Raw genomic sequence first — 9024 nt, forward strand, 5'->3', positions numbered from 1 at the left:
GGCCTTGTAGCCATATTTGGTTTGGGCAGTGATGGCACCCGCGCCGCCGCTGCCCCCGCTGCTGCACCCGAGCCGGAGGCGGAGGTCGAGGAGGACGAGGACGTCGCCGCGCCCACGCTCGACGTCCTGGCCGAGCTGGCCGCGACCGTCCCGCCGGCCGAGCCGGCCAGCGCGACCACGAGCACCACCTCCACCGGTCGGCGCTTCGCCACGACCGCGCTGCTCTTCCAGGCGCCGGACCCGTCCGCCGCCCGACCGCGCCGCCGTCGCGCGCAGGCCGGCACCGGCTCCCCGGAGGCGATCTCCGAGGCGGCCCACCGCGCCGCGGACGAGGCCGTCGAGGCAGTCGAGCTCACGGCACAGGACGACGTGACGGCCGAGCCGGTCGAGCAGGAGACCACGACGTCGGCCCGTGGGTCGCGCCGCCGGGGCCGGCGCGGCCGCGGCGCCGAGGCCGCACCCGTCGAGGACGAGCTGGTCGCCGACGACGAGGCAGTCGTCAGCATGCTCGTCCCCCAGGACGAGGCCGACGCCGACGAGTCCGACGCCGACGAGGTCGACGCCGACGAGGACGACGCCGACGAGTCGGCCGAGGACGGCACCGGCACGGGCGCTCCCCGTCGCCGCCGCCGCCGTGGCGGCCGTGGCCGGCGCAGCCGCCCGGACTCCGGGGGCACCGCCGAGGACGCGGACGAGACCGACGACGACGCCGAGGAGGGCACCGAGAGCGAGTCGGACGCCGACTCCGACGAGTCCACGGACGAGGACGGCGGCTCGAGCCGTCGTCGCCGCCGCCGTCGCCGTGGCTCGCGCGGTGAGCCCGGCGAGCAGAACGAGCCCCGGTCGGCACGCACCCGGGCCCCGAGCGACGAGGTCACCGCCCTGCGCGGCTCCACCCGGCTCGAGGCCAAGCGCCAGCGCCGCCGGGACGGCCGTGACGCCGGTCGTCGCCGCCAGATCATCACGGAGTCGGAGTTCCTCGCGCGGCGCGAGTCCGTCGACCGGTCGATGATCGTGCGCGAGAAGAACGCCCGCACGCAGATCGCGGTGCTGGAGGACGGCGTCCTCGTCGAGCACTACGTCTCCAACCAGGCGCAGGCGTCGATGGTCGGCAACGTCTACCTCGGTCGCGTGCAGAACGTGCTGCCCAGCATGGAGGCCGCGTTCGTCGACGTCGGCAAGGGCCGCAACGCCGTGCTCTACGCCGGTGAGGTCAACTGGGACGCGGCGGGCCTCGAGGGTGGCTCCGCGCGTCGCATCGAGCAGGCGCTCAAGTCCGGCGACCCGGTCCTGGTGCAGGTCACCAAGGACCCGATCGGGCACAAGGGCGCTCGGCTGACCTCGCAGGTCACGCTGGCCGGCCGCTACCTCGTGTACGTGCCCGGTGGCGGCATGACCGGCATCAGCCGCAAGCTGCCCGACACCGAGCGCAACCGCCTCAAGCGGATCCTGCGCGAGATCGTGCCGGACTCCGCGGGCGTCATCGTGCGCACGGCGGCCGAGGGGGCCAGTGAGGACGAGCTGCGCGCCGACATCGCCCGCCTGCAGGGGCAGTGGGAGGCCATCGAGAAGAAGTCGAAGACCGCGTCGGCGCCGGCCCTGCTCCAGGGCGAGCCGGACATGGCCATCCGCGTGGTCCGCGACATCTTCAACGACGACTTCTCCTCGCTCGTGGTCGAGGGTGCCGAGGCCTGGTCGACGATCTCCTCGTACATCGACGAGCTCGCCCCGGACCTGGCGCAGAAGGTCACGCGCTGGGAGTCCGACACCGACGTCTTCGCCGTGCACCGTATCGACGAGCAGCTGGCCAAGGGCATGGACCGCAAGGTCTGGCTGCCCTCGGGCGGGTCACTGGTGATCGACCGCACGGAGGCCATGACGGTCGTCGACGTCAACACCGGCAAGTTCACCGGCTCGGGCGGCACGCTCGAGGAGACGGTGACGCGCAACAACCTCGAGGCCGCCGAGGAGATCGTCCGCCAGCTCCGGCTGCGCGACATCGGCGGCATCATCGTCATCGACTTCATCGACATGGTGCTCGAGTCCAACCGTGACCTCGTGCTCCGCCGCCTGGTGGAGTGCCTGGGCCGCGACCGGACCAAGCACCAGGTCGCCGAGGTGACGACGCTCGGACTGGTCCAGATGACCCGCAAGCGCGTCGGCCAGGGCCTGGTCGAGGCGTTCAGCGAGACGTGCGAGCACTGCCACGGCCGCGGGTTCATCGTGCACGACGAGCCGATCGAGAAGAACAACCAGCGTCCCGACGCGGGCGCGCAGCAGCAGCCGGTCGCCGCGGCCGAGAGCGACGCCAAGCGCTCGCGCCGCAAGCGGGGCGGGGCCAAGGAGCCCGTCGCGCACGCGCCGCACGCGGGGGTTCCGGTGCTGCCCGAGGCCCGCGAGGCTGTCAAGGCGACCCTGGCGACGATCGCCGCGGCGGCCGCGCACGCCCACGACCACGAGCACGACCACGACCACCCGACGATCTCCGACGAGGTCGCGCCGAGTGCGCCCGGGCTCGACGTGTTCGCCGAGTTCGCGGGCGTGCAGGCTGCGCCGGAGTCCCTGCCGGACACCGGGTCGGACCCGACCGCCGACGAGCTCGAGCTGACGGCGGTCCCCGCCGACGTGTTCGAGGCCGACGACGACCCCGAGGACGACGTCGAGGACGTGGACCTGGACACCGTGCCCGGGGACGGCGACGGTCTCGAGCACCACTGACCGCGGTGCTCGTGCCGGTCGCACCGGCACGAGCACCCGTCGGGGGAGTGCGATAGGTCACGTCCCACCCGGCCAGGGCGGTCAGGTTTGACCGTGCGGCGTGCGGTCCGTACCCTAGAACGTCGGCGCGTCGTGACGCGCTGGCCATGTGTGCCGCCGTCGCGGCGCCGACGCGAAACCCCAGATGCCGAACCGGTGCGAGCCGGTGGCAGCGGGATGTGCGCGGGCGCAGGCAGGGCACCAGAAGCATGTGACTGAGCAGGTTGACCAGCAGTTCGACGAGCAGAGATGAGCAGCAACGTGGTGTACGCGATCGTGAAGGCTGGCGGCCGCCAGGAGAAGGTCGCTGTGGGCGACGTCGTCGTCGTCGACCGCCTCGGCGCGCAGACCGGGTCGACCATCGAGCTGACCGCTCTCCTGCTCGTCGACGGCGAGAAGGTCACCACCGACGCCCAGGCCCTGGCCAAGGTGAAGGTGACGGCGGAGGTCGTGCGGGACGAGAAGGGTCCCAAGATCGACATCCTCAAGTACAAGAACAAGACCGGCTACCGCAAGCGCCAGGGTCACCGCCAGAAGCTGACCCGCCTGAAGGTCACCGGCATCTCCTGATCTCGGGCCGTCGGCCGTACGGCCACAGGCACGGACAGCCCCCCACACTCTGAGCACGAAAGCAGGTTCGTCATGGCACACAAGAAGGGCGCGAGCTCCTCGCGCAACGGTCGCGACTCGAACGCCCAGCGCCTGGGCGTCAAGCGCTTCGGTGGCCAGGTCGTCAAGGCCGGCGAGATCATCGTCCGCCAGCGCGGCACGCACTTCCACCCCGGTGTGAACGTGGGCCGTGGCGGCGACGACACGCTGTTCGCCCTGGCCCCCGGCGCCGTGACGTTCGGTACGCGCCGTGGCCGCAAGGTCATCGACATCGTCGTGGCGGCCGAGGTCTGAGCCGTCGTACAACGGACGACGCGGCATCGGTCCGCGTCGGGTCATTCGTGGTTGGGGCGCACCGGTGCGGTGCGCCCCTTTCGCGTGTGAGGATCGGAACGTAGGAGCAAGGGAGGTTCAGCCGTGGTGACATTCGTCGACCGGGTCGTGCTGCATGCGACCGGCGGTGACGGTGGGCACGGTTGTGCGTCCATCCACCGGGAGAAGTTCAAGCCGCTCGCCGGCCCCGACGGGGGCACCGGCGGCAACGGCGGGTCGGTGATCATCGAGGTCGACCCGCAGGTCACCACGCTGCTCGACTATCACCACTCGCCGCACCGGCACGCGCCGTCGGGCACCCAGGGCATGGGCGACCACCGCTCGGGCTCGACCGGTGCCGACCTGGTCCTCGGCGTTCCCGACGGCACGGTCGTGAAGTCCCCGGACGGCACGGTCCTCGCCGACCTCGTCGGCGTCGGCGCCCAGTACGTCGCGGCGCAGGGCGGTCGAGGGGGGCTGGGCAACGCCGCCCTGGCCTCGCAGCGCCGCAAGGCACCGGGGTTCGCCCTGCTGGGCGAGCCCGGCACCGAGCAGGACATCGTGCTGGAGCTCAAGACGATCGCGGACGTCGCGCTCGTCGGGTACCCGAGCGCGGGCAAGTCCAGCCTGGTCGCCGCGATCTCCGCCGCACGGCCCAAGATCGCGGACTACCCGTTCACCACGCTGGTGCCCAACCTGGGCGTCGTGCAGGCCGGGGGCGCGCGGTACACCGTCGCGGACGTGCCCGGCCTCATCCCCGGGGCGTCGGAGGGGCGCGGGCTCGGGCTCGAGTTCCTGCGGCACATCGAGCGCTGCGCGGTCATCGTGCACGTCCTCGACTGCGCCACCCTCGAGCCGGACCGCGACCCGCTCTCCGACCTGGAGGACATCGAGGCCGAGCTGCGGACCTACGCGGGCGACCTGTCCATCGAGGGCGGTCGGGTGCCGTTGCTCGAGCGCCCGCAGATCGTCGTGCTCAACAAGATCGACGTGCCCGAGGCGCGCGAGCTGGCGGAGCTGGTCAAGCCCGACCTCGAGGCGCGGGGGTTCCGCGTGTTCGAGGTGTCGACGGCGAGCCACGAGGGCCTGCGTCCCCTGACGTACGCGCTCGGGGAGATCGTCGACAAGGCCCGCCGCGACGCACCGGCCCCGGAGAACACCCGGGTCGTCCTGCGCCCCAAGGCCGTCGACGACGCCGGGTTCACCGTGACGCGCCGCGAGGTCGAAGGTCAGGGCGTCTACTACTGGGTGCGGGGCGAGAAGCCGGAGCGCTGGGTGCGCCAGACGGACTTCACCAACGACGAGGCCGTCGGCTACCTCGCCGACCGACTCGCCCGCCTGGGCGTCGAGGAGCGGCTGTTCGCGGCCGGTGCCGTCGCGGGCGACGAGGTGCGCATCGGGCCCGAGCACAACGCGGTCGTGTTCGACTGGGAGCCCACGCTCATGACGGGCTCCGAGTTCCTGGGCGGCCCCCGCGGGGTCGACCTGCGGATCGAGGACCGCTCCCGCGCGACACGCGGCGAGAAGCGCCAGGAGTACAAGGAGCGCATGGACGCCAAGACGGAGGCCCGCCAGGAGCTGTGGACCGAGCGCGAGGCCGGTGTCTGGACGGACGCGGCCAAGGAGTGACGCCCGGTCACCGGATGTCTGCGTGACCCGCACGCGGCACACGGCAGAATGCGGCTCGTGACCGTCGACGTCCTGCAGGACCGCCAGCAGCTGGTCTCTGCCTCCCGCGTGGTCGTCAAGGTCGGGTCCTCGTCCCTGACGACGCCCGACGGGCGCCTCGCCCCGGAGCGCCTGAACGCGCTGGTCGACGTGCTCGCCGCCCGCCGCGCGGCCGGCGGCCAGGTCGTGCTGGTCTCCTCCGGCGCGATCGCGGCCGGTCTGGGCCCACTCGGTCTGGCGTCCCGCCCGCGGGACCTGGCCACCCAGCAGGCGGCGGCGTCGGTGGGTCAAGGGCTGCTCGTCGCGCACTACACGGCGGCGTTCGCCCGGCACGGGCTGCAGGTGGGGCAAGTACTGCTCACCGCGGACGACACCGTGCGGCGGGTGCACTACCGCAACGCGCACCGGGCGCTGACCCGGCTGCTCGACCTCGGCATCGTGCCCGTCATCAACGAGAACGACGCGGTGGCCACCGACGAGATCCGGTTCGGGGACAACGACCGTCTCGCCGCCCTGGTCTCGCACCTGGTGCACGCCGACGCGCTCGTCCTGCTCAGCGACGTCGACTCCCTCTACACCGGCCCGCCGTCCCGCGACGGCTCCCGGCGGATCGCGTCCGTCGTGCACGCGCAGGACCTTGAGGGCATCGACGTGGCCTCGCGGGGGAGCGCGGTCGGCACGGGGGGGATGGTGACCAAGCTGGAGTCCGTGGCGATCGCCACGCAGTCCGGCGTGCCCGTGATCCTCACGTCGGCCGCCCAGGCGGCGCGGGCGCTGGCCGGCGAGGACGTGGGCACCTGGTTCACCGCGACCGGCCGGCGCACCTCGATCCGGCGGCTCTGGCTCGCGCACGCCGCGAGCACCCGCGGGCGGCTCGTGCTCGACGCCGGTGCCGTGCGCGCGGTCCTCGAACGGGGCACCTCGTTGCTCCCGGCGGGTGTGACAGGCGTCGAGGGGACGTTCGAGGCGGGCGACCCCGTCGAGCTCGTCGGGCCCGACGGGCTCCTGGTGGCGCGCGGGCTGGTGTCGTACGACGCCGAGGAGGTGCCGCCGCTGCTGGGTCGCTCGACGTCCGAGCTGCGCGCCGCACTGGGCCCGGGGTATGACCGCGAGCTGGTCCACCGCGACGACCTGGTCCTGGTGCGCCGGCGCCGCTGACCCCCAAGGCCGCCTACGGAGGCGCGAGGCTGACGGGACTACCCTGACCACATGACCACCTCGCTCGACCAGCCGGCGCAGGCGACGCCCGCGTCCGTCCCCGCGGAGACGGACGTGACCACGCAGGTCCGCGGTGTGGCGGAGCGGGCCAAGGTCGCGTCGCGCGCTCTGGCCACCGCCACCCGGGCCGCCAAGGACGCGGCGCTGCGCGGCATGGCCGACGCCCTCGTGGCGGCCACCGCCGAGATCGTCGCCGCCAACGCCGTGGACCTCGAGCGCGGTCGCGCGGAGGGGACGTCCGCAGGCCTGCTGGACCGCCTGGCGCTGACCCCGCAGCGCATCGTGGCCATCGCCGACGCCCTGCGCGAGCTGGCCGCCCTGCCCGACCCCGTCGGCGAGGTGGTCCGAGGCCAGACGCTGCCGAACGGGCTGCGCATGCGCCAGGTGCGGGTGCCCATGGGCGTCGTCGGGATGATCTACGAGGCGCGGCCGAACGTGACGGTGGACGCAGCGGGGCTCGCCCTCAAGAGCGGCAACGCGGTGATCCTGCGCGGCGGCTCGGCCGCGGCGTCGAGCAACGAGGTCATCGTCGGGGTCCTGTCGGGGGCGCTCGTCGCGCAGGGGCTGCCCGGTGCGCTCGTGCAGTCGATCGACGCGTGGGGCCGCGAGGGGGCGGTCGCGCTCATGCACGCCCGCGGGCTCGTCGACGTCCTGGTGCCGCGCGGGGGAGCGGACCTCATCCAGACCGTCGTGCGCGAGTCCACGGTGCCGGTGGTCGAGACCGGCGTGGGCAACGTCCACGTCTACGTGGACGAGACGGCGGACCTGGCCGTCGCGATCGCCATCCTGCTCAACTCCAAGACCCAGCGCGTCGGCGTCTGCAACGCCGCCGAGACGCTGCTGGTGCACCAGGCGGTGGCCGACGAGTTCCTGCCCGTCGCCCTCGCGATGCTGGGCGACGAGGGCGTGACCATCCACGGGGACGAGGAGACGCTCGCCCTCGCTCCGGAGGAGGTGGCCTGCGTGCCCGCCACCGACGACGACTGGGCCCGCGAGTACCTGTCCCTGGACCTGGCCGTCCGCGTGGTCGACTCGCTGGACGACGCCCTCGACCACATCCGCGAGTGGAGCTCCGGGCACACCGAGGCGATCATCACCCGGGATCTGGCCGCGTCCGAGCGGTTCGTCGCCGAGGTGGACTCCGCCGCGGTCATGGTGAACGCCTCGACCCGGTTCACCGACGGCGGCCAGCTGGGGCTGGGCGCCGAGATCGGCATCTCCACGCAGAAGCTGCACGCCCGCGGCCCGATGGGTCTGAGCGAGCTCACCACCACCAAGTGGATCGTGCACGGCGACGGGCACGTCCGGCCCTGACGGCACAGCCGACCGTGCGACACTGTTGGCTCCCGCCCACCCCTGGAGGATTGACGTGCATGCTGCCCTGATCGCCGCTGCTGAGGCCGCCGAGCACGGCAACGAGCTGCCCTTCCCGCCCGTGGTGTTCGGCATCGGCGCGTTCGTCGGTCTGACGGCCCTGCTGCTCATCACGTTCGCCTTCCGGAGCGTCGGGACGCGTCACTGACCGACGCACCGAGAGGCACCGGACCGATGACGGAGCGGCCCCGAAGGACGCGCCTGGGCGTGATGGGTGGCACGTTCGACCCCGTCCACCACGGCCACCTGGTCGCCGCCAGCGAGGTCGCCGCCCGGTTCGAGCTCGACGAGGTGGTCTTCGTGCCGACGGGCCAGCCGACCTTCAAGCTGGACCAGGAGGTCACGGCTGCGGAGCACCGGTACCTGATGACCGTGATCGCGACCGCCTCGAACCCGCGGTTCACGGTGAGCCGCGTGGACGTGGACCGCTCGGGTGTGACATACACCGTGGACACGCTCCGGGACCTCAAGACGGCACGCCCGGACGCCGAACTCTTCTTCATCACAGGTGCGGACGCCATCGCGCAGATCCTGACGTGGAAGGATGCCGAGGAGCTCTTCTCGATGGCGCAGTTCGTGGCGGTCACCCGCCCCGGGCACACGTTGTCGGTCGACGGGCTCCCCGGCGATCGTGTCCAGGTCCTGGAGGTCCCCGCCCTGGCGATCTCCTCGACAGACGTCCGTGCACGCGAGCGCGCCGGACAGCCGGTGTGGTACCTCGTCCCTGACGGGGTCGTCCAGTACATCGCCAAGCACAGGTTGTATCGAGGTCAGTCATGAGTGAACCGGGAGAGCGGCGCCGCCGTCGCGATCTCCATCGCAACCCCGAGACGGGCGACGTCTCGGCCGCCGCCGCACCCGAGCAGGGCAGCGCGGCCCGACCGGCGACCCCGGCTCCGGCCGGCGGGGGCACCTCGGTGTCGAGGCGAGCCATGCGCGACCACACCAGCCCCGACGCGACGCCGCCGCGCGGCACGGCCTCACCGGCCTCCGACGCGAGCCGCTCGCGCCGGTCCATCCGCGACACCGCGCTGGACCCCACGAGCGCCCGTCCCGCGACCGCGGGGACCCCGACCTGGTCGAGCT

General features: G+C 72.8%; 8 protein-coding genes and 1 pseudogene. All 9 read left to right on the forward strand.

Going from position 1 to position 9024, the window contains the following annotated elements:
• On the forward strand, nt 1-2718 hold a 2718-nt coding region (locus tag RYN42_RS18115; protein WP_315098338.1), incomplete at its 5' end, for an Rne/Rng family ribonuclease.
• A gap of 300 nt (nt 2719-3018) precedes the next feature.
• On the forward strand, nt 3019-3327 hold the full coding sequence (gene rplU, locus RYN42_RS18120; protein WP_315098365.1) for a 50S ribosomal protein L21: 309 nt from the start codon (nt 3019-3021) through the stop codon (nt 3325-3327).
• Between the two features lie 72 nt (nt 3328-3399).
• Nucleotides 3400-3660: a 50S ribosomal protein L27 gene (gene rpmA / locus RYN42_RS18125; RefSeq protein ID WP_055913072.1), complete on the forward strand. Its 261-nt coding sequence runs from the start codon at nt 3400-3402 to the stop codon at nt 3658-3660.
• Between the two features lie 123 nt (nt 3661-3783).
• Nucleotides 3784-5307, forward strand: coding sequence for a GTPase ObgE (gene obgE, locus RYN42_RS18130; protein WP_315098349.1), 1524 nt, complete (start codon nt 3784-3786; stop codon nt 5305-5307).
• A gap of 48 nt (nt 5308-5355) precedes the next feature.
• Complete coding sequence (gene proB / locus RYN42_RS18135; RefSeq protein ID WP_315098351.1) at nt 5356-6504, forward strand: glutamate 5-kinase; 1149 nt, start codon at nt 5356-5358, stop codon at nt 6502-6504.
• Between the two features lie 51 nt (nt 6505-6555).
• Nucleotides 6556-7878, forward strand: coding sequence for a glutamate-5-semialdehyde dehydrogenase (locus tag RYN42_RS18140; protein ID WP_315098356.1), 1323 nt, complete (start codon nt 6556-6558; stop codon nt 7876-7878).
• Nucleotides 7879-7933: 55 nt separating this feature from the next.
• The gene (locus tag RYN42_RS18145) at nt 7934-8086 is read left to right on the forward strand and encodes a hypothetical protein (RefSeq protein WP_315098359.1); all 153 of its coding nucleotides are present in this window, start codon (nt 7934-7936) and stop codon (nt 8084-8086) included.
• Nucleotides 8087-8112: 26 nt separating this feature from the next.
• Nucleotides 8113-8718, forward strand: a complete 606-nt coding sequence (nadD, locus tag RYN42_RS18150; protein ID WP_315098362.1) for a nicotinate-nucleotide adenylyltransferase — start codon at nt 8113-8115, stop codon at nt 8716-8718.
• Nucleotides 8715-9024: pseudogene (locus RYN42_RS18155) on the forward strand (hypothetical protein); the annotation flags it as partial. The gene nadD and the pseudogene RYN42_RS18155, both read left to right, overlap by 4 nt.

The organism is uncultured Cellulomonas sp., from assembly GCF_963527515.1.
Taxonomy (GTDB): domain Bacteria; phylum Actinomycetota; class Actinomycetes; order Actinomycetales; family Cellulomonadaceae; genus Cellulomonas.

What these genes read in the sequence shown, in the direction of transcription:
- rpmA (WP_055913072.1), top strand. Translation starts at nt 3,400, where the DNA reads ATGGCACACAAGAAGGGCGCGAGCTCCTCGCGCAACGGTCGCGACTCG.
- nadD (WP_315098362.1), top strand. Translation starts at nt 8,113, where the DNA reads ATGACGGAGCGGCCCCGAAGGACGCGCCTGGGCGTGATGGGTGGCACG.
- proB (WP_315098351.1), top strand. Translation starts at nt 5,356, where the DNA reads ATGCGGCTCGTGACCGTCGACGTCCTGCAGGACCGCCAGCAGCTGGTC.
- RYN42_RS18140 (WP_315098356.1), top strand. Translation starts at nt 6,556, where the DNA reads ATGACCACCTCGCTCGACCAGCCGGCGCAGGCGACGCCCGCGTCCGTC.